This window comes from Rahnella sp. NRRL B-41462 (genome assembly GCF_003263525.1).
GTDB lineage: Bacteria > Pseudomonadota > Gammaproteobacteria > Enterobacterales > Enterobacteriaceae > Rahnella > Rahnella aceris.
Genome location: NZ_JYDF01000004.1, coordinates 18,041 through 40,127, shown reverse-complemented (window position 1 = coordinate 40,127; position 22,087 = coordinate 18,041). Strand labels below are relative to the sequence as shown.

The 22,087-nt window shown below is 53.0% G+C and carries 22 protein-coding genes and 1 pseudogene; 7 read left to right on the top strand and 16 right to left on the bottom strand.

The annotated features are described in order from the left end of the window. Positions 1–3: 3 nt before the first annotated feature. On the bottom strand, positions 4–549 hold the full coding sequence (locus UC14_RS01260; RefSeq protein WP_013577965.1) for a helix-turn-helix transcriptional regulator: 546 nt from the start codon (positions 547–549) through the stop codon (positions 4–6). 429 nt (positions 550–978) lie between these two features. Between UC14_RS01260 and UC14_RS01255 the strand changes: the two genes are divergently transcribed. The 7 genes from UC14_RS01255 (at position 979) to UC14_RS01230 (ending at position 8,849) form a co-directional block, all read left to right on the top strand. After that, a complete protein-coding gene (locus tag UC14_RS01255) occupies positions 979–2,229 on the top strand; it encodes an efflux RND transporter periplasmic adaptor subunit (RefSeq protein ID WP_013577964.1) in 1,251 nt (416 codons plus the stop codon). A gap of 58 nt (positions 2,230–2,287) precedes the next feature. Next, on the top strand, positions 2,288–3,004 hold the full coding sequence (locus UC14_RS01250; RefSeq protein WP_037033254.1) for an ABC transporter ATP-binding protein: 717 nt from the start codon (positions 2,288–2,290) through the stop codon (positions 3,002–3,004). 1 nt (position 3,005) lies between these two features. After that, positions 3,006–5,435, top strand: a complete 2,430-nt coding sequence (locus tag UC14_RS01245) for an ABC transporter permease (protein WP_013577962.1) — start codon at positions 3,006–3,008, stop codon at positions 5,433–5,435. A gap of 66 nt (positions 5,436–5,501) precedes the next feature. Further along, the gene (locus tag UC14_RS01240) at positions 5,502–6,896 is read left to right on the top strand and encodes a sigma-54 dependent transcriptional regulator (RefSeq protein WP_112197102.1); all 1,395 of its coding nucleotides are present in this window, start codon (positions 5,502–5,504) and stop codon (positions 6,894–6,896) included. Continuing rightward, complete coding sequence (locus tag UC14_RS01235; protein WP_305000107.1) at positions 6,889–7,800, top strand: PAS domain-containing sensor histidine kinase; 912 nt, start codon at positions 6,889–6,891, stop codon at positions 7,798–7,800. The genes UC14_RS01240 and UC14_RS01235 overlap by 8 nt, the downstream gene beginning before the upstream one ends. Before the next feature lie 31 nt (positions 7,801–7,831). Continuing rightward, a complete protein-coding gene (locus UC14_RS27315; protein ID WP_305000106.1) occupies positions 7,832–8,203 on the top strand; it encodes an ATP-binding protein in 372 nt (123 codons plus the stop codon). Beyond that, positions 8,160–8,849: a 4'-phosphopantetheinyl transferase superfamily protein gene (locus tag UC14_RS01230; protein ID WP_112197101.1), complete on the top strand. Its 690-nt coding sequence runs from the start codon at positions 8,160–8,162 to the stop codon at positions 8,847–8,849. Before UC14_RS27315 ends, UC14_RS01230 begins: the two co-directional genes overlap by 44 nt. Positions 8,850–8,858: 9 nt before the next feature. On the opposite strand, the gene UC14_RS01225 is transcribed toward UC14_RS01230, so the two are convergent. From UC14_RS01225 to UC14_RS01160, 15 genes and pseudogenes are all read right to left on the bottom strand, one after another. Then, positions 8,859–9,515, bottom strand: a complete 657-nt coding sequence (locus tag UC14_RS01225; RefSeq protein WP_013577958.1) for a GIN domain-containing protein — start codon at positions 9,513–9,515, stop codon at positions 8,859–8,861. A gap of 15 nt (positions 9,516–9,530) precedes the next feature. Continuing rightward, the gene (locus tag UC14_RS01220; RefSeq protein ID WP_255563050.1) at positions 9,531–10,223 is read right to left on the bottom strand and encodes an LLM class flavin-dependent oxidoreductase; all 693 of its coding nucleotides are present in this window, start codon (positions 10,221–10,223) and stop codon (positions 9,531–9,533) included. Positions 10,224–10,309: 86 nt separating this feature from the next. Beyond that, a pseudogene (locus UC14_RS27255) lies at positions 10,310–10,585 on the bottom strand (LLM class flavin-dependent oxidoreductase); the annotation flags it as partial. After that, complete coding sequence (locus tag UC14_RS01215; protein ID WP_112197100.1) at positions 10,569–11,801, bottom strand: cytochrome P450; 1,233 nt, start codon at positions 11,799–11,801, stop codon at positions 10,569–10,571. The pseudogene UC14_RS27255 and the gene UC14_RS01215, both read right to left, overlap by 17 nt. A 77-nt stretch (positions 11,802–11,878) precedes the next feature. Beyond that, a complete protein-coding gene (locus UC14_RS01210; RefSeq protein ID WP_014416594.1) occupies positions 11,879–12,823 on the bottom strand; it encodes a 3-oxoacyl-ACP synthase in 945 nt (314 codons plus the stop codon). After that, a complete protein-coding gene (locus UC14_RS01205) occupies positions 12,820–13,671 on the bottom strand; it encodes a hypothetical protein (protein WP_013577954.1) in 852 nt (283 codons plus the stop codon). The genes UC14_RS01210 and UC14_RS01205 overlap by 4 nt, the downstream gene beginning before the upstream one ends. Then, positions 13,658–14,788: an acyl-CoA dehydrogenase family protein gene (locus UC14_RS01200; protein ID WP_013577953.1), complete on the bottom strand. Its 1,131-nt coding sequence runs from the start codon at positions 14,786–14,788 to the stop codon at positions 13,658–13,660. The genes UC14_RS01205 and UC14_RS01200 overlap by 14 nt, the downstream gene beginning before the upstream one ends. 41 nt (positions 14,789–14,829) lie before the next feature. Continuing rightward, complete coding sequence (locus UC14_RS01195) at positions 14,830–15,816, bottom strand: 3-oxoacyl-[acyl-carrier-protein] synthase III C-terminal domain-containing protein (RefSeq protein ID WP_013577952.1); 987 nt, start codon at positions 15,814–15,816, stop codon at positions 14,830–14,832. Beyond that, positions 15,800–16,531, bottom strand: a complete 732-nt coding sequence (locus UC14_RS01190; RefSeq protein WP_232829624.1) for an alpha/beta fold hydrolase — start codon at positions 16,529–16,531, stop codon at positions 15,800–15,802. The genes UC14_RS01195 and UC14_RS01190 overlap by 17 nt, the downstream gene beginning before the upstream one ends. 89 nt (positions 16,532–16,620) lie before the next feature. Then, on the bottom strand, positions 16,621–17,127 hold the full coding sequence (locus UC14_RS01185) for a hypothetical protein (protein ID WP_013577950.1): 507 nt from the start codon (positions 17,125–17,127) through the stop codon (positions 16,621–16,623). Beyond that, positions 17,118–18,266 carry an acyl-CoA dehydrogenase family protein gene (locus UC14_RS01180; RefSeq protein WP_013577949.1) on the bottom strand — a complete coding sequence of 383 codons (1,149 nt, stop codon included), beginning with the start codon at positions 18,264–18,266 and terminating at the stop codon, positions 17,118–17,120. The genes UC14_RS01185 and UC14_RS01180 overlap by 10 nt, the downstream gene beginning before the upstream one ends. Then, positions 18,263–18,667: a VOC family protein gene (locus tag UC14_RS01175; RefSeq protein ID WP_037033156.1), complete on the bottom strand. Its 405-nt coding sequence runs from the start codon at positions 18,665–18,667 to the stop codon at positions 18,263–18,265. The genes UC14_RS01180 and UC14_RS01175 overlap by 4 nt, the downstream gene beginning before the upstream one ends. A 119-nt stretch (positions 18,668–18,786) precedes the next feature. Further along, positions 18,787–20,301, bottom strand: coding sequence for an AMP-binding protein (locus UC14_RS01170; RefSeq protein WP_112197099.1), 1,515 nt, complete (start codon positions 20,299–20,301; stop codon positions 18,787–18,789). Next, entirely contained in the window at positions 20,270–21,823 is a 1,554-nt protein-coding gene (locus UC14_RS01165; RefSeq protein WP_112197098.1) for an AMP-binding protein, read from the bottom strand. Before UC14_RS01165 ends, UC14_RS01170 begins: the two co-directional genes overlap by 32 nt. Next, positions 21,824–22,078: a phosphopantetheine-binding protein gene (locus tag UC14_RS01160; RefSeq protein WP_013577945.1), complete on the bottom strand. Its 255-nt coding sequence runs from the start codon at positions 22,076–22,078 to the stop codon at positions 21,824–21,826. Between the last annotated feature and the right edge of the window lie 9 nt (positions 22,079–22,087).

Here is a 22,087-nt window from a genome sequence, read left to right as displayed (position 1 = left end):
TAATTATAAGAAGTGCAGGTTGCTGATTAACATACTTCTTGAAAAGTTGTTTCTCTGGATGCCGAAAATGAAATCATAATCTGATGATTCTTTTTTTATTTCCGGGCGTGTTGTCCTGATGACATTCTGTTTGAATTTGAGCGGAGACTCATTATAGGTCTTGCTGAAACTTCGGGAAAAATGCGGCAGCGACGAAAATCCACAAGCATAGCTGATATCTGTCAAAGACCACTCAGGGGCTAAATGGATAAATTCCCTGGCCAGCGCCAGCCGGACCTTCCACATCCACTTTATCGGTGTGACATCATAGAAATGTTTGAATATGCGGCAAATATCAAAGCGGGTTTTACCACATATTTTTTCCAGATCTTCAAGTGTGATCTCGTCAGAAATATTCTCCAGCATATAATTAATAATCTTAACAATACATAATGCTTTGTCTGTATGAGCGTGCTTACCATAGATAGTCAAATGACGATTATCGAGATCCTCGGTTATTTTCTGTGTGAAAAGACTTTTTTCAGCGTTCGATAGTTTGCGTTCCCACATACACACCCCTTCTGCGTAATTAATGAGTGATGAACAAATTTTTAAAATTGGAATACCGTCCCCGCTATTCTCTAAGCAATTACTATGCCATGTTTTTATTTTTTTCAACTTATTGTTTATAATGGATATTATTATTCTTTCCTGTTATGTAAATAGTAAAATCCCATTTTCGAAACACACTAATTAACTTGCCAGATTTAATATCCCAATATTGGGAATGCATGATATGCGTGGGGTTTCGCAGGCAAAAGAGGGTAATCAGGGCATGCGTCCCGATTTTCGTTCCATTAATGAGATAGAAAATGATTAAGGGAAAAGGTGTAATTGGCGACTTTTTAAAAAACACATAAAAATCAGTTGGTTAATTAAATTTTAAAGGTTGGCACGATTTGTGCTCATCGGTAAGGAGTTATCAGAAAAGGTATTATTATGGACATATCAATCCCGCAACCCGGGAATAAATTCATACTGAAGCGATACCGCAAATTTATTGTTGCGGGCGCACTCTTTTTAGCCACGCTGGCGGCAATCTATAATTACCGTTTTTCGCCTTATCAGATCTCCCGCGGGAGTATCGCGGTCGGGCAGGTTCAATATGGCAGTTTCTCGGTTGAAGTGCGGGGTAACGGGGTACTGCTACCGCGTGATATCAATTGGGTTGCGGCCAATGTTGATGCCCGCGTGGAAGAGGTCATTTACAAACCTGGCATGAAGGTGAATAAAGGCCAGTTATTGGTCAGAATGAGTAACCCGACGCTGGAACAAAAATTACAGGAAAACCGGCTCGAGCTGGATGCCCGCCGGGCTGAGACTGACGCCACTAATGCAGAATTACAAAATAAAATTCTGAGTCAGGAAGCCTTGGTATTGGATGCGAAAAGCCGGTTACTCAGCTCTACGATGCGGCTTGCTGCACAAAAGAAATATATTGCGGCAGTGCCGATGCTGGAATACGAAACGACCCGTATTAATACTGAACAATATCGTCAGCAAGTTGTGCTTGAGGAAAAACGATTAAAAACACTCAAGCTGAGCATTGATGCTGATATCAAAGCCAGTGCGATGCGCCTTAACAAACTGGAATCTTTGGTGCTGCTGAGCCAGCAGGAAGTCGATTCGCTGAATGTTACCTCACCGATTGAAGGCATTTTGCAGGATGTGAAAGTCCAGGTCGGCCAGCGGGTCACCACCGGCACCAGTATTGCCCGTCTGGCGAAAGAAAAGGAACTTTATGCTGAACTCAAAGTGCCGGAATTACAGTCCCGTGATCTTGCCGTCGGGCAGCAGGTTACCATTAACACCGGACGCAGCCAGTTCACCGGGGTATTGTCACGGGTGGATCCTGCGGTGACCAATGGCACCGTTAAAGTGGATGTGACATTCAATCAACCACTGCCGCAGGAAGCCCGACCTGACCTGAGCGTTGATGGTTTAATCGCAGTGACAAAAATTAATGATTCCCTGTACGTTGAGCGGCCACCGTTTGCCCAGAATAATTTACCTTCGATGCTTTACCGGCTCGATGAAAAGGAACGCTCTGCCACCAAAATGAAGGTCAACTTTGGTCAGGGATCTGCGGATTATATTCAGGTGACCAGTGGACTGCGTGCGGGAGATAAAATTATTCTCAGTGACGGCAGCGCCTGGCAAGGGGCAGATCAAATTGAGATTACTAAATAATGCCGGCTCACCTGCAAAAGACGCCAGCTTACAGGACAATGCGATGGAGATGAAAATGATGGAATCACTGGTAGAACTCACTGACGTGAATAAGATTTTTTTGACCGATGAAATTGAGACACACGCCCTGAGCAAGATCACGCTCAGCATTTCCAAAGGGGAATACGTGGCGATTTCCGGGCCTTCAGGCTGTGGTAAATCAACGCTGCTTTCGATTTTGGGCCTGCTCGATGTGGCCTCTACCGGGACCTATCAGCTGGCCGGGCACAACGTGGAAAATATCTCTAAAAAGCAGCGTGCCCTGGTGAGAAATCGTGATATCGGCTTTATCTTTCAGTCATTTAATCTCATCAGCGATTTAACCATTGAGGAAAATGTCTCCCTGCCACTGACTTACCGCAAGGATATTTCTAAAACTGAACGGCAGCAGAGAGTGGCGGAAGCCTTAGACAAGGTCAATATGTCCCACCGGGGACGCCATTATCCCTCGCAGCTTTCCGGCGGACAGCAGCAGCGCGTGGCCGTCGCACGGGCTATCGTGGGCAATCCCTCCATCATTCTGGCGGATGAACCGACCGGTAACCTGGACTCCCACAATGCCGAGGCGGTGCTGAATATTCTCGATAAGTTACATCAGGAGGGCGCCACGATCTGCATCGTCACCCATGATCCTCGTTCAGCCGAGCGGGCGCAGCGCAGCATCGTGCTTTCTGACGGGCAGGTCGTCGGAGACGGACATGTGGCACGGGAACTGACCCTGATAAAGGAAGCATAAAATGCTTTTTGATATCCGATATGCCTTACGCCTGTTACTCAAAAGCCCGTCATTTACCTTTATCACCGTGCTCATCATGTCCTGCGGTCTGGCACTGACGCTTTATATGTTTTCAGTCATTAACACCATCATGTTTACGCCGCTTCCTTACCCGGACGGGAAAAACATGGTGTTAGTAAACCCGACGGTCAATGGCGTCAGTCTGAGTGACTCCGGGGTCAACTTCCTGGACTACCAGGAAATTAAGGCCCGCAATACCACGCTCAATGACGTGGGTTATTTTTATGCTGAACGTGCCGATATCAGTGACGGCACCAAAGCGGTTTCCTATATGGCGATCCGCAATACGCCGGAGATGTTTTCTTATACTGGCATCCAGCCTTATCGTGGCAGGGTGCTGAACAGTGAAGATGTCCAGCCTGGCGCGACACCGGTTGCCGTTATCAGCTATGGCATGTGGCAAAACTACTTTGCTGCCGATGCGCAACTCATTGGCAGAGATGTCCTGATCAATGGGATACACACGCGCATTGTGGGCATCATGCCCGCCAATTTTGCCTTTCCTTTCTTTCATGATCTCTGGCTGCCTTCTAAGCTGGATCCTGCACAGTATCTGGTCCGCAAAGGTGCGCCGGAAGTATCCGTTTATGCGCGCCTGAAACCCGGTGTTCCGCTCGCCGATGCTGACGGTGACCTCGCTCAGGTGATGCAGTCGCTGGCCTCTGAGTATCCTGAAAGCAATAAAGGGCTGTCGGCGCAGGTACTGACATTCCAGGAAAATTTCATGGGTGAGGAGACCATGCCGATCTTCATCGTCATGCTTTTTGCCGTGGCTTTTGTGCTGGTGCTGGCGTGTTGTAATGTCGGTAACTTATTGCTGGCAAGAACCACAGAGCGTTCAAAAGAAATCGCTATCCGCGTTGCTCTGGGCTCACCTTCCGGTCGTCTGGTCATGCAAATGATGTGGGAAAGCTTATTTATTTGCGCCTTCTCGGGCATCATCGCCGTTCTGCTCGCCGCCTGGGGACTCGAGATCACCAATACGTTACTGCCGACGTTTGTACCGAACAAAATTCCGTTCTGGTGGCATTTGTCACTCGATAACGTCATGATCCTCAATGCGTTAGTGCTGGTCATCATGACGGCTGTCGTTACCAGTGCATTGCCTGCGTGGAAAATCACCCACGGTAATTTCAACGATGTTTTGCGTGATGGAACGCGGGGCGCGCAAAGTCGCGGGGCAGGCAGGGTGTCCCGTATTCTGGTGACGTTTGAAGTCGGATTATCCTGTTCCATTTTATGCATCAGTGCGCTGCTGGCGCTGCTGGTTTACCAGGCGACCCGTGCCGATTACGGGGTGGCGACGCAGGGCTATCTCACCGGTCAGATTAACCTCAATGCCAACCAGTATCCTGATGATGCGAGCCGGATCCTGTTCTATCAGCGCCTGCAATCGTCCCTCAGCGGGATCCCCGGTGTTGAAAAAACGGCCATCACCACCAGTGCCGTCGGACAATTTACCGTACCCCGTCAGGTGGATATCGATTCGTCTACCAACAACAGCAAAGACCGCTGGTCTTATCCTCTGGTCAATGATGTCCAGGTGATGCCGGGAAGCCTGACGGCAATGGGGATCACGCCGGTGGCCGGACGGGAGTTTGCCAGCAGTGATACGCAGGACTCACAGCCCGTGGTGGTGGTCAGCCAGTCGTTTGCGGAGCAGTTCTGGCCCGGTGAGCGGGATGTCATCGGTAAACGCCTGCGTTTTCGTGATACGGATGATCAGCGCTGGTTCACGGTTATCGGTGTGGTGCCTAACGTCATTCATGGCCGACCTTTCAGCGCGTTCCGCCAGCGGGTCACGGTTTACCGCTCGCTGGCGCAAATACCCGCGGCGTCATTAACGCTGGTGCTCAGGGCTCAGAATCCTGATACGTTAGGGCCTGCGCTCATGAATGCGGTTCGCCAGATTGACAGCACGCTCTCCGTTAATCAGGTGCAAACGTTAAATCAACGTCTGGCCAGGAATACCGCCGGGCTGCATTTCATTGCCAACCTCTTTATGTTGTTTGGTCTGGTCGCGGTCATTCTGGCGGCCACCGGTATTTATGCCGTGATGCGCAATGTGATCAATCAACGTATTCAGGAGATCGGGGTGCGTATGGCGATGGGGGCAACGGAAGGCGTTCTGTTACGGATGCTGATGCTTCAGGGCAGTAAGCAATTATTCATTGGCCTGATTATCGGGTTGCCTTTGGCCTTCTTTGTCGCACCCAAGTTGACGCGTATATTGGGCAACGGGCATACCTCCTTTGCACTGCTCTTTTGGGGTGTCGCCGTCATGATTTCTTTAATTGTGGCGTTAGCGGTCTGGTTGCCTTCCCGACGCGCCATTCGGATGTCGCCTGCGGACGCCATTCGCTATGAATAATCTGTCGCCGTGCCTGACGGGTGCGGCGGCACAAGCCGGATGCTTTAATGAACGAAAAAAAAACGTATTCTTGTCATTGATGATGACGCGGGCATTCTGACCAGCCTCGACATGCTGCTCCGTATGGAAGGGTATGACGTGACGCTGGAAACGCAGGCCAACCGTTTATTGTCACATTTGTCCGCAAAGCCCTTTGATCTGGTACTGATGGACATGAACTTCCAGAAAGACACCACGTCGGGTCTGGAAGGTTTGCAACTGCTGGATGAGTTAAAAAAATTTGATGACTGTCTGCCCGCTGTAGCAATGACGGGATGGGGAAGTGTTGACATCATCGTCAGCGCCATGCGGGCCGGTGCGGCGGATTTTATTCAAAAACCCTGGGATAACGAACGCCTGTTAAGCATTGTTCAGCAACAGATTGCACTGAGCCAGGCGAGACGCTCCGGGAATTGCCTGCGAGAAGAAAACAAGCTGCTGAAAATGGCGCTTGAAGATGACATGGGCAATGAATGGGTTGTCCGCTCTCAGGCCATGAAGCAGTTAATCAACGTGGTGGAAACCGTGGCTGCCACGGATACCAGCATCCTGATTCTGGGTGAAAATGGCACCGGCAAAAGCCTGCTCGCCCGCTATATCCATCAGCTCTCATCCCGCCGTGAGCACAGCATTGTTGAAGTCAACATGGGGTGCATCAATGAGCAGTTGTTTGAAAGTGAAATGTTCGGGCACGTAAAAGGCGCGTTTACCGATGCGCGGGAAAATCGCATCGGACGCTTTGAACTGGCCGATAAAGGCACATTATTCCTCGATGAAATTGGCAATTTGCCCTTGTCCCAGCAGGTAAAATTACTGCGTGTCCTGGAAGAACGGCAGTTCGAACGCGTGGGTTCATCACGGACGCAAACCACTCAGTGCCGCATCATTGCGGCCACCAACACGGATCTTGAAAAAGCCGTGACTGAAGGGCGGTTCCGGCAGGATTTGCTCTACCGGCTGAATGTTATTCAAATTCCGTTACCGCCGCTACGTGAACGGCAGGAAGATATTGAGCCGCTGGCCGAACGTTTTCTGCAACGTTTTGCCCGCAAATACAGTAAACCTAAACCGGTATTATCGGCGATGGCGCGACAGGGGCTGCATGAATATTCATGGCCGGGGAATATCCGCGAACTGAGCCATTTGCTGGAACGCGGCGTATTGCTTTGCCGCAATAATACGATCGACCTGGCAGATCTTTGCCTGCCGCTGCCTGTGAAGGGGCAAAACAGCGGTCATGAGCCCCAGCAAAAACCGGTGACGCAACTTGAGACGGGCACGCTGGCAGAAGTGGAAGAAACTGTGCTCTTACAGCGCCTGCGTCACTATGACGGGAATGCAGTGAAAGCGGCAGAATCGTTAGGGCTGAGTCGCAGCGCTTTTTACCGACGACTGGATAAATTAAAAATCTGTCATGAGTAAACTTTTTCGATCCTTTGAGTCACGTCATTTAATACTGTGCAGTTTGTCCCCGCTGGGGGGCGTTGTTGCCTATCTGCTGCTGTGGTTTTTCCCACAGCAGTCTCTCTACCTGAAATTTCTCACGCTCTTTATTCTGTGCGTCACGTTAGTGTATTTTTCCTATCACTTTTTCCAGCAACTTCTCTACAAAATCAATGTGATTTCTAACCTGTTAGAAGCCGTTGAGCAGGAAGATTTTAGCCTTCGCGGTGTGACCAGCGGGGAAGGGGTGTTTGAAGGGGTCATTGAACAGATCAACGCCATTTCGGGTCAGTTATCCCGCCACCGCCAGCAGCAAAGAGAAATGGATTTTCTGCTGCAAAAAGTGATTTCTAATATCACGGTGGCGATTTTCGCGATTGACGGCAATAACCGGCTGATGTGGTGTAATGATGCGGCCTCGCGGATGCTGGGCACATCGCTGGAAAAGCTGATTGGCGAAAAATGCAGTCACTGGCAACTTGATACGTTGTTGCAAAATGCCAACCGGGAGCATCCGGTGGAGTCCAGTCATGCAGGGCGTCCGGGGCGTTATAAAGTGTCCAGTGACACCTATATGGTGGACGGGATCCAAAACGTGTTGCTGTTTGTCAGTGATGTTGACGACATGCTGCGTAAGGAAGAACAAAAAGCCTGGCAAAACCTGCTGCGGGTGATCAGTCATGAAATAAACAATTCTCTTAGCCCGATTGCTTCCATCAGCCAGATGCTCCAGCAGCATTATCGCCGCCATACAGAAAACCTGCCGGAGGGCTTTGCGGAAGGCATCGATCTGATCAACCGACGTGCCAAAGAACTTATCGCCTTTATCAGCAGTTACCGCCAGCTCAGTAAACTCGCCCCCCCCGTCCAAAGCACCGCTTGATTTTGCCGCCCTGATTGCGGAGCTGCCGCTGTTGTTTGCGCACCGTAAAATTACCCTGCAAGGCCCGGCGCCGCTGAGGGTAAATGTCGACCGGGTGCAACTCCATCAGTTGCTTATCAACCTGATTAAGAATGCCGATGAGGCGATGAGCGATACCACGGCGCCGGTGTGTATTGAATGGTCAGAAGAAAAAGGCTGTCTGTTTGTGACCATTCTTGACCAGGGTGTCGGGCTGACCAATCCCAAAAATCTGTTTGTTCCTTTCTATACCACCAAACCCAACGGCAGTGGCATCGGGCTGATTTTGTGCCGGCAAATCGCTGAAAGTCATGGCGGGTATCTGTCTCTGGAGAATCGCCATGATCGAACCGGTTGTCGCGTTACCCTCAATCTCCCACTGTGATCCCCTGCCTGAACTGAAGGCAGGAGAGGGGCTTTGCCTGCTCCGTCACTTTGAGGCGTCGCTGTCAGGGCAACTGCTGCGACAGCAGGCGCAGTGCTGGCTGCGTCAGGTATTGTCGGGCTACTTATCGGTGACCGATGAACAGCTAAGTATCGCAAGAACGCCTCAGGGTAAGCCCTGGCTCCCTGATTTCCCGGGATTGCGTTTCAACTTATCCCACAGCGGAACTTCGGCGGCGATTGTGCTGTGTCGCGGGGCAGAGGTCGGGGTGGATTTGGAAAAAGTCAGCGGAAACGTTGAGGCGAAAAAAGCCATCGCCCGCCGGTTTTTCAACCCTGATGAACAGCACTGGCTGGCAGAAGATGAGGCGCATTACCTGTTGCGTTTTACCCGACTGTGGAGTGTGAAGGAAGCGTGGCTCAAAGTCAGGGGAACCGGCCTTACGCAGTCGCTCGCCGGTTTTTGTGCCATCCCGCAACACAGTGGCATCGCGCACGTATACGATGAGCGTAAAGAAGAGATCGGCCTGTTACATCACCGGCTGATTGAAAACGACGGGGTGTATTGTCTGGCGTATGGCGCCTGTGCTCCGCTGAAAGACCTGCCGGTCAGATGGCAGGTCTGTATTTTTCAGGCGGACAGTTAATCAGGCGCGTTAAGCACAGCCAGAAGTGGAAATCTCGCTGGCAAATGAGCTGGCAGAACCGGTATCCACCTGAGCAGAGGCGCTGACGGAAACACGAGCGCCTGCCGCAAGCGTGCCCTGAATTTTGGGGATATGACACAGTGAGGATTCCGCGCCCATGCTCATGCGCACGTTAGCCGATTCCGCCGTAAAATTCTGAGGCTTCTTGTTAAAACTCCCGCCCATGGCCAGATCCAGATTCAGTTCAGCCGTTTTGCCTTCAGCGCGGATATCCGTGCCCATACTGCCGGAAACGGCCAGTGTTTTCGGATCCACCGCACAGGCCGGTGCGGCTATTTTAACACCCGCTTTTCCGGCCAGACTGTTCAGCGGGCCGCTGGTATACAGGGTGATATCCAGCGTGTGCGAGATAAAGCGATCATTTTCAGCGGCATCATTGACCAGCAGTAAAGCGTGATTGTCATGGGTGACTTTCAATTTATTCAGCGTGTCTTGCGAACCGGAGACCACCATAGACGGCGTTGCGGCACACTTAATGGTGAGATTAATGCCCTGTCTGGCTTCTACTGCGCTAAAGGCTTCCAGGGGGAATGTTTTTTCTGCGGCGAGGGCAGAAGTGCTGGTGACACAGGCGAGCAGGGTAAGCGCCAGGGTGATTTTTTTCATCATAGTTCCTTGATTTCATAACAATGTAGCAAGTGTCCGAAGCGTTTCTTCCACACTTGATTGAGGCATTCCAAAATCCATCAGGCACGCAACTTCATCGATTCCTTCCTGCCTGAGACGGGCAAGCTGATCTGCGCATTCTTGTGCAGAGCCAAATAAACCGCAGTGGTTGAGATATTTCTCCACTCCCCATTTCAGTGTGTAGGCTTGCTTCTTCTCATTTTGCTCCGCATCGGCGACCCGTGGTTGACTGAGATTGTCGGAAAGCGCCATAAATGCCTGCAGATAACCGGTAAGTGCCGGTTTAAGCCGTGGCAACAGCGTTTTTCGTGCTGCTCCGGCCTGCGTGTGCAGCATTAATGTGATGGTGCCTTCTGCGGGATCAAAACCCGCCTGACGGCGTGCGAGGCGATACGCCGCGCAGTTTTCCACCAGTTGCTCGCGGGTCTGCGAAACCAGATGGGTGAGCACATTCAGCCCGCGTTTTCCGGCCTCAGTAAATAAATCGGGATTACTGCCGGTGGTCAGCCAGACGGGGATCTCCGTCTGAAAAGGTGCAGGCCAGGTTTTCAGGCTGACCGGTTCGGGTTGCGCAGGCAGCGAAAGCTCGTGGCGTGTGACGGATTCACCGCGCCACAGCGCCTGAACCTGCGCCAGTGAGGAAAAAAGAACCTGTTGTCTCTGGCGGTAATTCTCAGCCCTGAGCACAAAATCATTACGCTGCCAGCCGCTGGCAAACGCACGCCAGCGCGGCCATGAGACAGGTTATCGACGATGGCCCATTCTTCGGCAACCCGCAGAGGATCATGTAACGGCAGCACCACGCTGCCTGCCCGGATACCGATACGTTGCGTGCAGGCCGCCAGCGCCGCGCTGACCACCGAAGGATTAGCAAACATGCCGCCAAAGGTATGGAAATGCCGCTCGGGCGTCCAGATAGCATGAAAATTCAGCGTATCTGCCAGCCGTGCGGTACTTAATAATTGTTCATATTTATCAGCAAAGTTGTCTCTGGCCACATCGGCGAAGCAGAACAGGCTCAGCGCCGGGATCTCACGGGATGTGGTCATGCTGTTCAGCCTTGTTTGTGGACGTGAGAATGAAAGACAGGTCACCGCGCGGGATGACATTAAGCGCAAAAAGCGGGGTGAGGGCGGCAGGTGACGTCGAAGGGGCGAGCGAAAACTGAAAATGTTCGCACAGTGTCGCGACCGCCGTGGTCAGCTGGTCGAGAGCCAGAGTCATGCCCACACAGTTTCGTTTTCCGACGCTAAAGGGTAAAAAATGCTCCGGCGCAATTTTCTCTTCACCCAGAAACCGTTCCGGCCTGAAGCAAAGCGGTTCTGCCCAGCAGGCGGCATGACGGTGAATCAGCCAGGGGGAGAATAAAACCCGCGTGCCCGCCGTAATCACCACGTCATCCACCACGATATTTTCTGCCACCCGGCGCTCAAAAAACGCTGTCACCGGCGTCAGACGGAGCGATTCCCGGACAATGGCTGAGGCCATGTTTCGTTTGCCCTGAGCCGCTTCCTCACGTACGCAGTGCTGATAGTTCAGGTGCTGCGAAAGATGTGTCAGCGTCCATAGCAAGGCAATACCCGTGTTATCGACGCTGGCGGCAAGATTGCCCAGCAGAAGATTGATCACTCTCTCACGCGCTTCGGGGTGCGCGCCGGGACTGAGCGCCTGACAAAGACGTTCCAGCATCGTGGTATTGCCGCCCCTGGCGTCATCCAGCAACGGGCCAAGCAGGGACTCAGCCTCCAGCCGGAAGGCGACCAGTGCCGGATGCCTGCACAGTGCCTCATAATCCGCGTCCGGTGCGGCGATAATCAGTTGCAGATAGATATCACGGAAATGGCCAATCAGCGTATTCAGTTGGGCCAGACTGATCTCCCGGCCAAAAAATCCTTCCGCCACACACATCAGCGCCCAGTGCAGGCAGATTTCACGCAATGAGGTCTGCTGCGGATCCTGCAGAATATCCAGCAGCCAGCGGGCGGAGAGGTCGGTGCTTTGTTTCAGCAACGGGGATTTAGGGTTCACCAGCGGTGTGGTGAGTTTCCTTGCCAGCCGCCATTCCTCGCCTTCTTTGGATGTCGTCAGTGACTGGCCCAGCAAGATGCGTCCGATAGTTGAGGCTGAGGAAAGATGTTCAAATTCCTTCACGAACTGGCTTTCCTGCTCAATCAGCAACCGGACATGGCGGGCGCCGGCAAGCAGCAGCACTGCATTGTCTTTTTCACCAATCCAGACTTTATCTCCGTGCTGACGACAGGCCATTTCGGCGATTTTAAGAAAACCGAGCCGGGCAAACTGCGAGGAAGGCGGGATGAAAAAAAGGGATGGCTTGCGCGTTATCAGGCATCCTGAGGCTCCGCAAATGTGTCTGAAGTGATTATGGCGCTGCCCACCCAACCGCCGAGCCCGACAGAAAGTAAAATGGCTGGCTGGCCGGTTTCGGCTGGCGGGTGGGTATCGAGCAGTAAGAGAGGATCGGTGGTGTAACAATGTCCGCATTGCCCGATGAGATCGGTGGCGATCCGCTGATGGGCGCGATCAGGATGCCGCCGCCAGGTTTGCCAGCTCAGGCGGTTAATGTTGTGAGGCAATAACCATGCGTCCTTCCGCTGTTCAGCCGGATACTGACGCAGCGCCATGTCGATCAGAGCGTCATGAGACTGATAAAAACGCTTAATATCTTCCCGGCTGCCGTCGAGGCCCTGCCAGAATGCGGGATGATGAAAACAGTGAATGCCGGACACCCTGCGCTCACCGCCGCCCGGTCTCAGTAAGGCACACACAAAGGCATCACCGATTAATGTGCAGCCGGGAACATAGCGCTCTGCCAGGCTGAAATCTGCCAGCGTGTCGCCTGCCAGCAGAGCCACACACTGATATTTTCCCTGCTCAAGCATGCGCTCAGCCATCAGCAGACCCCAGAATAACGTGGCGCAGTTTTGCTGATTAAGGGTGATGAGATGTGCGTCAGGGGCAATAAAATCAAAACGTTGCCGCAGCAACGCTAAATCAACCCGCTGGCGTCGTGAACGGGCAGGCAGCCCCTGTACCAAAATAATCGCATCGATTTTTTCAGCCTGCGTTAACTGTACGGCGGTTTGCTGCAACAGTGATTCAAACGTCGCGGTAGCACTTTCGTCTTCAGCCAGCGTTGATGCTTCCTGAAAACCGAAAAGATGCCGGAAGGTCCGGGCTTCGCTGGGGTTCGCGCCGCGATGGGCGAGGATCGCGTCAAGCGATATCCGTGTGACAGGAATACAGGTTTTCAGCGCAAAAATATTCATCTCAGGTTCTCTGCTGCCGCCAGACCGCACAGGCTTATCCGTCCGTTGTGTTCACTCATCAGCAGATAATCACGTCCGGGCTGCCAGTTTTGACCCAGGGTGACAAAAGGCGCCGCGCAAAGTAAACGGGGATTGACCGCCAGTGACGTAAAGCCTTCCGGTAAACTGGCGAGACAATTTTGAGGGCCGATCAGCGTTAACCGTTCGCGGGTAAAACCGAAATGCTCAACGGACTGCAAGATGGCCTCGCTAAAATCTGCGGACGTTTTCAGACGCTGATACCCCAGATAACGTAATCCGCGCTGTTGCGTATTGACCAGACAGAGGCAGGCATTGTTTTCCGGTTGCAGGCGCGCCATCAGCGGTGAAAAGTACATCAGGCTTTTTTGTTCGGCGATCAGTAACAATCCGTCTTCCGCTTTCCCTTGCAGGCAGTCGCTGAGGCCATCAAGGGCGAACAACGCCGCATCCGGCCCGCGATCGCTGATTGCCAGCGCCAGACAGTCGGTGAGGCCAAGCTGATGTATGGCTAAATTCACCACAGAACTCCCCATGTGCAGGTCAGGCGTCCAGTGCGCCATCAGCACCGTTTTCACCCGCTGCGGCTGAACGACCGGGGCAAGATGTGGCAGCAACGTAGCGACCATATCGCTGAAGGCCGCCCGTTCATTGCTGGTGATCCAGGTGTTAACCTGCTCGTTTTCCTGACTGAGCGGCTCACCGTTAGCGGCGAAAAAATGCTGAACATACGAACGCCAGTGCGGAATATCCGTTTCCCACTCCGGTTGAGGGACTTCGGTGTGATGAAACGACTGGCTGACAATATCGGTGGGATCAAGGTACAGCATGGCGTTGATCTCCCTGAATTTCAGGTGTGCGGAAGCTGTTAAGTAAGTGGATATTGCTGGTGCCTTCCATGTATTCAAAAGCAAAGCTGTCGCGGTAGCGCTTGCGCAGGAAAGTCTCTTCCAGCCAGTCTTCGGTGGCGAGCCAGTGGGGCAGATGGCTCGCCGTCTCTTCGGCCAGACGGGTAGCGCTTAATTTGAGGCGGCTGGTGCTGGCATATTGCTGCTGACCCGTACGATAGCCTTCCGCCAGTGCGAGCATCTGCTGAAAGAGAACATGATATTTACGCCACTGGCAGGCGATCCAATGTTGCGCAGTCGCGGGTAATGGTCGGGTTTCCAGCGCTTTCAGCAGGCCGTAAGTGGTGCCCAGCGCCATGGCCGCCACCATGGGACGGTGGCGCTCAAAGACCTTGCTCAGCGCATTAAGCCCCTGCTGCAATCCCCGGCGTTCATGCCCTAAAATATCGTCTTCTTTGACACTCAGATTGGTCATCGTCAGACGTGTCAGTGCCGCACCCGCTAACCCGAAGGTATCGAGCAGTTCACGCTGCAAAGGTCCGGTTTTCCCTTCGGGAAACACCATCACCAGCCGGTGGCTCTGTTCATAACGGGCAAATACCAGGCCCGCGCTGGCGCGCATCGCGCCGCCGACCAGCATCTTTTGCCCGTTCAGCCACCATCCCTGACTGTTTTGCGTGAGTTCGCAGGCAATTGCCGTGGCGTCGGAGCCAAACCCCGGCTCGGTGACGGCAAAAAATGTCCAGGCAGGGCTGTGTTCAAAGCAGGCGAAAAACCGTGCCTGTTGCCGCTCAGTGCCGAGCGTCAAAATAGCGCGGGTGCTAAGGGATGCACCGGGCAACATCATCATCGCGCTGGCATCTGCCCGGCTCAGATATTCGATGATCTGTAAGTGATGTGAGTAATCAACGTCAGAGAAGGCCGCCGTTTCCCAGGGATTAAAACGGGAGGGAATGCCGATACAGGCAATGCTCATCAGTTCGGGATGATCAAAACAGGCCAGCGCCTGATCCGGTTTATATTCCGAAATTTTGCCAGCCGTGGTGAGCAGTGCCTGGAGTTCATTCAGCTGCGGGTAGTATCGGGTAATATCAGCCATGAGGAGTTAACACATCACATAAAGAACAAGTGCGTATTAACTTAATCCTGCTTAATATCTGGAAATTGCTCCAAATTGCAAAATACCGGAATTTCATTACCGGCTGATAATACCAGCAGCAATGAAGAGAAGGTCGCGCCCATTCCTACGCTTACCAGCATCACATGATTGCCGGGCGATAATCTTTTCTGACGGATCAATGTCGCCAAATTCAGATAAGGATCTGCGCCGAAACAATGACCATAACGTGGCACGTTTTCGAGAAATAGTGTTTGCCGTGGAATATTCAGTTCGTCAGCAAGTTTCTGCCATGACGATAAATTCACATTATGCGGTGCAATCCAGTCAAGCGAACCGGCAGTATGCCCGAAATGTTCCAGAGCATTGCGCATCGCGGTGGCGATAAAAGAAAAATAAACGCTGGCGAAGCGTGATTCCTTACCTGATTCATTTCCGCGATGCTGACTGAATTCTCCCGCCTGCATGCTGTATCTGGCGGTCACTTTGCAGCGTTCCCCGGCGCGACTGAGCAGAACGGCGCAGGCCGCTTCGCCCATAATGGTGGTATCGTCGATCAGTTCGACTTTGGGGTGAAAGGCCTTTTCGCCGACCAGCAACAAGGCATATTCCCCCGTTTTAATCCGGCTGCAAACATATTCCACGGCTGACAATGACGTCGAACAATGGCCCATCGTCAGCGAGGTGTAATGGGTGTCGTCAGCAAATCCGGCCTCGTCGAGCAGGGCTTTGCCCGACAGGTCGAAAGGGCGAATACCGGGCAGCGTATGGGCATGCACCACATGTTTAATGCGGGGGAGCCAATCAGCGTGATGGTCGGTGAACTGCTTTAACAACGGGCGCAACAGATCATCAAGTGAACCCGGCTGGCGTGGGAAATTTGCCAGCCCGTAAAAGCGGGAAAACATTCTGATATCCAGCGGACTCAGTTGCAGCGCGGGCGCGACTTCCGCCAGTGATTTCCGTTGTTCAGGAATGTAGACCGTCAGGGATTCAATGTGACCCAACATAGTGGCTCCTTTTTTCAGGATCAGCGTTTGCCGTACGGAGAAAGGCGTTTAATTCGTATTGTGTCCGTTGATGAGTCAGCACACCCAGATGGCCGGTATGCTCTATCAATGCCAGTTGGCTGCCGGGTAACTGACGGTGAATTTTCCACGCATCGGCCGGATTGATTCTGGTGTCCTGCTGACCCTGAAGTATCAGTGCAGGGATGTCGCCCAGCGCAAAAAGCGAGTCCGTTGCGGGCATCTCCGGTGCCGGGAAGCGGGCCTGATACCACGCGCACAGCGGGGCAAGATAAGATTCAGGCAGATGATTTTGCCGCAGGTAGTGTTGCAGCAGGCTGGTAAACGAGGCCGGAACTGACATCAGCACCAGCCGGCTGAAGCGAAAGCCGAGAGATGCCGACAAGGCGGTGATCAGCCCGCCAGCAGAATGGGCAACGACGGTGTCGAAAGCACCAAAGGTATTTTGCAGGGTGAGCAGTAACTGGCACTGTGCGGGAAAATCACAGGGGGCTGGCGTTTGCGGATCATGTCCGAGTAAAAACGGCAGATACACCTCATATCCCTGCGCCAGCAGAATATCTTTAGCCTGCGCCAGCATCAGGGGATGACCACCCCAGCCATGTAACACAAGCGCTTTTTTTGCCGCCTGCATCGGACCTTGACTGATCAGCACCCGGCTGCGATATGGCCCGCAATGCACTGTTTCCGTTCTCATCAGCGCGAGCTGCTGCACCTCTGAGGGACGCATCGGAAAAACAGCCGGGGTTGACAGCTTATCTGTCAGCGAAACCAGCAAATTATCCATTACTTTCTCAACATCCGTGCCGAGAAAATCAGATAGTGCAATTCTGACTCCTGAGGCGTGGGATCCTGACTCAGCCTTTGTATCGGGTCGTAGAGATAAAGTAAGCGGCATTCCTCCTGCATCAGGGTCTGAGCCAGCCTGTACGCCTCACCGGGATCAAAACGGCCACTGCAAATCCCCCAGGCTTCGGAAAATTCCGGGCAGTGGCACAGCAAACTTTGCAGTAAAGGGGTGGCGCCGCGTGCGGCCGGATACCGTGAATCGTAGACCAGCAGACTCTCCGTAGAGGAGAGAACATGGTGCTGGCAAAGCGTGATCAGGGCTTTAGCATGCAGACGGTTTCCGCAATCCTCTTCAGGCCAGTGATGATACCAGTCGCCCGCCGCCCTGTGTTCTGTCGCCAAAAGTTCTGAAGCAATGAAATGCCGGCTGTCCGGTGTGACGGCCTGGCTGCGGGTGAGAACCGTTATCGTGCCCTGACCGAGCAAGGTGACGGTTACAGGCATGTGTTCACCTCTTGCGGCTGGGAAAACCCCTGATTTAAACGGTGGATCTGCCGCGTTCCCTCAGTGTATTCAAAGGCTTTCACATCCCGGAAGGCCTGCCATAGCGTGTTTAGCAGACGCATATCTCTGGCCGGTGTACGGTGAATCAGTCCGCAGATCAGCTCTTCCGCCAGGATCACGCAACTGGTTTTTACCATTCCGGGATGATTTTCCGGCGCAAGCTTATCTTCGGTTTGCTGGCAGACCCGCAGCCCGTGGTGATAGACCACCAGCCAGCGGCGTTCCATCTGCGACAGCCAGGCAGACTGCGAAGGTGTCAGTCGCCGCTCATGTTGCCATTCGTGCAGTGCGCGCCGCGCGACACCCAGCGCCAGCGCGCCGACGCAAGGACGCAGGGCATCGAATGTGGCGATGGCGGATTTTGCAAACCGCTCCGTCGGCTTCAGATGCCTGCCCAACATGTCTGCTTCAGGGATAAACAGATCATCAAACTGCATGTGCGCAAGGTTAGTGCCTTTCAACCCGTTTAATTCCAGTGCGTAGCGGGAAATTTCTGCTGACTGCGGATTAAAAATAAAAGCATTAATACCCAGAGGTCCGGGTGCTGTGCGGGCAAATATCACACCGGTATCGGCAATCATGCCGTTGCCGATGAACATTTTTCTCCCGCGGAGCAGATACCCGCCGTTAACCGGCGACGCCGTGGTTTCCATGGCACCTGCATCGCTTCCCTGCGCCGGTTCAGTCATCGCAAAACAAGACCAGCTTAAGGTCTGCTGAAAGCGGCTAAAAAAAGCATCCTGTTGTTGTTCTGTCCCCAGCCCGGAGACGGCAAAAGCCGCCATGCCGGGGCCGGGAGCCGAAAACATGAGTATCGGGGAGATAAAGGCCACTTTTTCATAGAGCCGGTAGCGCTCAGTCAAACGGATGTGCTGATAAGCCTGAAGATGTGGCTTGTGTGACGGGTATTCAGCGGGCACGCCGAGGAGATTAAACGCCGCAGCCTGCGACCACTGGCTGATGACCGCCCGCGTGTCGTCCGGCGAGGTTATCTGGCGGAGCTTATCGGCAATCGCCTGCGCCTGGGCATCCGGCGTGAAAAAATCCGCGTCTGATGGGTGATCGTAAAATGATTTCATAGCGACCCCGACATGATTTCGATGATTCCGGCATCAGGATGATAAAGGTGGCTGGCGCGGTGATGATTATTAAAGGCATGAAACGGGCGCGTTAATACCATCCAGCCTGCGGATTTCATGGTTTGATATTGCTGGTCAAAATCATCGACAACAAAACAAATATGATAAGGCAGGGATGACTTGCCTGATTTATCCAGCATGCTTTGCAGATGAATATTATCTGGCAATGGTTCAACCAGCTCGACCTGGTTATTTCCCTCTGCCGTGGACAGCAACGTGATTAACACCCGCTGAGCATGAATCTGTTCTTTATACCTGACGGTCACGGGGAAAAAGAGTTTAATAGCCGCGACGGTTGCATCGGTATCTGATACGACATAACCGGTATGATCGAAACGCATGATAACCCCGTTAACCCGTCATAAAATTATATGGCCTTCATCATCATGAAGATAAATTGATGCCGGGTATTTTCTCAGCAATTACGCTGGATTTTTTATATGTGATTGCAGGATGTCGATTAAAAACTGTCAGAAACCGCGTATTGCCGGACGAGTTCCTGCCGGTCTATTTTGCCATGCAATGTCAGGGGGAAGTGTTGGCAAAAGACCAGTTGTTTAGGGATCATGTATCCCGGTAGCTGCCCGGACAAGAAATGGCGTAAGGCTTGCCGCTGCAGCGCATTGTCATCATGCAGTTGTACAAACAGTTGCAGGTCGGTCACTTTTCCCTGTTCTTCTAGCGGTACCAGACAGCACTGGATCACGTTGGCATTTCGGCACACGGCGGATTCTACTTCTGCCAGCTCAATGCGATTGCCATGCAACTTAAACTGTCCGTCATCTCTGCCGCAAATAAACAGTGACTGATTTTCGTCGACAAAACCGCGATCGCCCGTGGCGTAATAGCGACCCCATTCATCCTCAGCAAAAGCCTGATTGCGGGGGTGATCCTCCGGCAGATAGCCCTGTGAAACCTGAGGGCCGTAAAGCCTGACTTCACCTACCGTTGTGGCAGAAACCGGATGACCGGCCGCATCGACGATGCGAATGCGGTTCAGCCCTTGCGGCTTGCCCAGCGGCAATAACCCTGCCTGATGGTGTAGCGGCTGGGACAAAAGATGCGTATGCGTCACGCAGGTTGTCTCGGTCGGGCCATAAGCGTGCATCACTTCAAGCGCCGGAAAGCGCGTCTGTAACTGTGTGATCAAACCTGGCGCAACCCGTTCACCGCCGATATAAAAACGCTTCAGGGCGGGGAACTTAACGTGGCTGAACAGCGCGTCTTTAAGCATGAGTTCAGCAAAACTGGGTGTTGAAAACCAACTGGTGACGGCCACATCGGGCTCTCTTGTCATCAGCCTGATGTTTTGCCGGGGCAAAACATTATTGCAATGATCCAGCATCAGCACGGTCTGCCCGCGGCTGAGAACCGGAATGAGATCGAGGATCGCCATATCAAAAGAAAAACAGGCGTGATTAATATGGCAGCCCTTGTCCGTTTCGCCGGTGACTTGCGGTGCGAACCACGCGCTGAAAGCGGCAAAATTGTCATAACTGACCATAACGCCTTTAGGCTCACCGGTGCTGCCCGAGGTGGAAAGGATATAAAAAAGAGATTGGGTGAATGATGGTTCAGCGGGCAGCGTTGCAGGAGAAATGTCTGCCAGTGAAGCACTGACACACTGCGGCCATTGCTCCAGCCCGGCGAGGGGGTGCGGCAGGGTGGTGATGATCACTTCCGTGCGCGTCATCCGGGCTATTTTTTCAATTCGGGACGGCGGATTTGCCTGATCCACAAAGGTAAAACAACAGCCTTTACTGATGCAGGCCAGAATAGCGGCGACCGCATCGAGTTGTTTATGACCATAGATCAGCACATTGCGACCCGCCAGAGGGGTAAGAAAATGGGCGATGGCGGCCGTCCGTGCGCCCAGTTCAGCAAAACTGTAGGTGCCTTGCTGATTAATCAGCGCGATGGCGTCATCACGGTTGCGAAGCCGGTCAAACAGCGGTCTGATTTGCGATAAAAACATATTTCTCCCCTTTATCCAGTGCCAGATCACGCGCCGCGCTGCGGTCGAGTTTTCCGTTATGATTCAAAATAGTATGAGGAATGGCATACCAGTAACGGGGGATCGACCACGGCGGGAAATGTGCCTGCATCGCGTGGCCCAGCGCTGAAAGCGTGCAGGAATCATTGAGGATCACGCAGGCCTGGATGGCCTCGGCATTGCCTTTGCGTAAAAAAGGCACTGCAACGACATCCGACACGAGATTCTGGCTACGCAGGAAATGCTCAATTTCATAGAGATCGATGCGGTGTCCCTGGATCTTGACTTCCCCGTCCTCGCGGCCAAGAAAATAGTAACAATCTCCCTTCGCCTGGCCGATATCACCGGTCAGATAGGCATTTTGCCCGGCATGGCGGATAAACTGTGTTTGCTGTTTCAGCGGTGCATTGAGGTAGCCTGGCCCGACGCAGGGGCCGCTGATTAACAGCTCGCCCCGGCCGCTGTCACTTTCCTGCCCGTGCAGGCTGAGTACCGCGCCCGGTCTGGCCGCGCCAATCGGCAAGGGTAGCGGGTCGCTGATCATTTCAGGTGTAATAAGCACCGAGGTCACCGCAACCGTGCATTCCGTCGGGCCATAGGTGTTTATCACGCTGGCATCGGGAAATCGTGTCCATAGCTGTGTGACGATGTCTTTTGTCAGTGTTTCACCGCAAAAAATAAACCGCCGGAGCAGGGGAAGTTGTGCGGCACTGAACGTGGGGTCCAGCAGATAAAGGCGGATAATCGAAGGCGTGGATACCCAGCAGACAACACCGGTTTCTGCATGCTGTGCAATCATTTTGCGGGTGCTGATGAGTTCGCGGTGATCGAGCACCGACAGCGGTTGCAGGAAAACCCAGGCTAACCAGATTTCAAATAAGGAAACATCAAAGCAGTAGCGAACATTGCCGGTGACGGCACCGTCCAGTGGAAAATCTTCGCGGATCCAGTGAATGAAATTCACCATATTGCGCAGGGTGATTTGGATCCCTTTCGGCTCGCCGGTGGTGCCGGAGGAAAACATGATGTAAGCCAGCGGTTCGCCGGGGACATGCTGCAAACGCTGGCGGCTTTCACTCAGCAGCGCATGCAGTGTGGCATCCGTACAGACAGGTCCGTTAATTTCCGCCGTGTTGAGTACCCTGACCGCGTTCACCTGAACCGGCGTCGCCGCCGTATTCAGCAGCAGACCTGCGCCGAGGGTGAGCGCAATTTTCTCCACCCGTTCCGGGCTGTTATCCGATTCAACGGGCACCACCGGGCAGCCGCAGAGCAGGCATGCCCACCAGGCGGCAATAAAATCGAACGACTTATGCCCGTATACCAGCACCGGTTTTACATGGCGGTCAGTGTCTGTCTGATGCTGGCGGATCTGCACGGCGAGATCCATTGCGCGCTGACTCAGCGTGGCATAATCGCGACGGTGTGTATCATGGCACCAGGCAAGTTCGGGCCGGTGCCGGAAACGCATGAAAATCGCGATAACCTCTGCCCATTGTTCCATTCAGGCAGCCCGGTTCGCGAGTTGCAGTTGAATGAATCTCGATAAGCTGCCCACGGTTTCAAAATGCTCAAATTCCAGCGTGGCCGGATCCAGGATCAGCCCGTCGACTTTCTCTTCCAGATACATAATCAGTTCAATATACAGCCCGCTTTCAAAGCCTAAATCGCGTTCCAGATGTGTTTCTGCATGCAGTTCTGAGAGATGAGAACTTTCCAGCACTAAGCCGATGGCCTCAATGATTGTTGAAGTAAACATAATGATTTC

Bases quoted from the DNA above. Each gene is read 5' to 3' on its own strand.
- UC14_RS01260 (WP_013577965.1), bottom strand. From the start codon at position 549: ATGTGGGAACGCAAACTATCGAACGCTGAAAAAAGTCTTTTCACACAG.
- UC14_RS01255 (WP_013577964.1), top strand. From the start codon at position 979: ATGGACATATCAATCCCGCAACCCGGGAATAAATTCATACTGAAGCGA.
- UC14_RS01250 (WP_037033254.1), top strand. From the start codon at position 2,288: ATGGAATCACTGGTAGAACTCACTGACGTGAATAAGATTTTTTTGACC.
- UC14_RS01245 (WP_013577962.1), top strand. From the start codon at position 3,006: ATGCTTTTTGATATCCGATATGCCTTACGCCTGTTACTCAAAAGCCCG.
- UC14_RS01235 (WP_305000107.1), top strand. From the start codon at position 6,889: ATGAGTAAACTTTTTCGATCCTTTGAGTCACGTCATTTAATACTGTGC.
- UC14_RS01230 (WP_112197101.1), top strand. From the start codon at position 8,160: ATGATCGAACCGGTTGTCGCGTTACCCTCAATCTCCCACTGTGATCCC.
- UC14_RS01225 (WP_013577958.1), bottom strand. From the start codon at position 9,515: ATGAAAAAAATCACCCTGGCGCTTACCCTGCTCGCCTGTGTCACCAGC.
- UC14_RS01215 (WP_112197100.1), bottom strand. From the start codon at position 11,801: ATGGCCTGTCGTCAGCACGGAGATAAAGTCTGGATTGGTGAAAAAGAC.
- UC14_RS01210 (WP_014416594.1), bottom strand. From the start codon at position 12,823: ATGAATATTTTTGCGCTGAAAACCTGTATTCCTGTCACACGGATATCG.
- UC14_RS01205 (WP_013577954.1), bottom strand. From the start codon at position 13,671: ATGCTGTACCTTGATCCCACCGATATTGTCAGCCAGTCGTTTCATCAC.
- UC14_RS01200 (WP_013577953.1), bottom strand. From the start codon at position 14,788: ATGGCTGATATTACCCGATACTACCCGCAGCTGAATGAACTCCAGGCA.
- UC14_RS01195 (WP_013577952.1), bottom strand. From the start codon at position 15,816: ATGTTGGGTCACATTGAATCCCTGACGGTCTACATTCCTGAACAACGG.
- UC14_RS01190 (WP_232829624.1), bottom strand. From the start codon at position 16,531: ATGAGAACGGAAACAGTGCATTGCGGGCCATATCGCAGCCGGGTGCTG.
- UC14_RS01185 (WP_013577950.1), bottom strand. From the start codon at position 17,127: ATGCCTGTAACCGTCACCTTGCTCGGTCAGGGCACGATAACGGTTCTC.
- UC14_RS01180 (WP_013577949.1), bottom strand. From the start codon at position 18,266: ATGAAATCATTTTACGATCACCCATCAGACGCGGATTTTTTCACGCCG.
- UC14_RS01175 (WP_037033156.1), bottom strand. From the start codon at position 18,667: ATGCGTTTCGATCATACCGGTTATGTCGTATCAGATACCGATGCAACC.
- UC14_RS01170 (WP_112197099.1), bottom strand. From the start codon at position 20,301: ATGTTTTTATCGCAAATCAGACCGCTGTTTGACCGGCTTCGCAACCGT.
- UC14_RS01165 (WP_112197098.1), bottom strand. From the start codon at position 21,823: ATGGAACAATGGGCAGAGGTTATCGCGATTTTCATGCGTTTCCGGCAC.
- UC14_RS01160 (WP_013577945.1), bottom strand. From the start codon at position 22,078: ATGTTTACTTCAACAATCATTGAGGCCATCGGCTTAGTGCTGGAAAGT.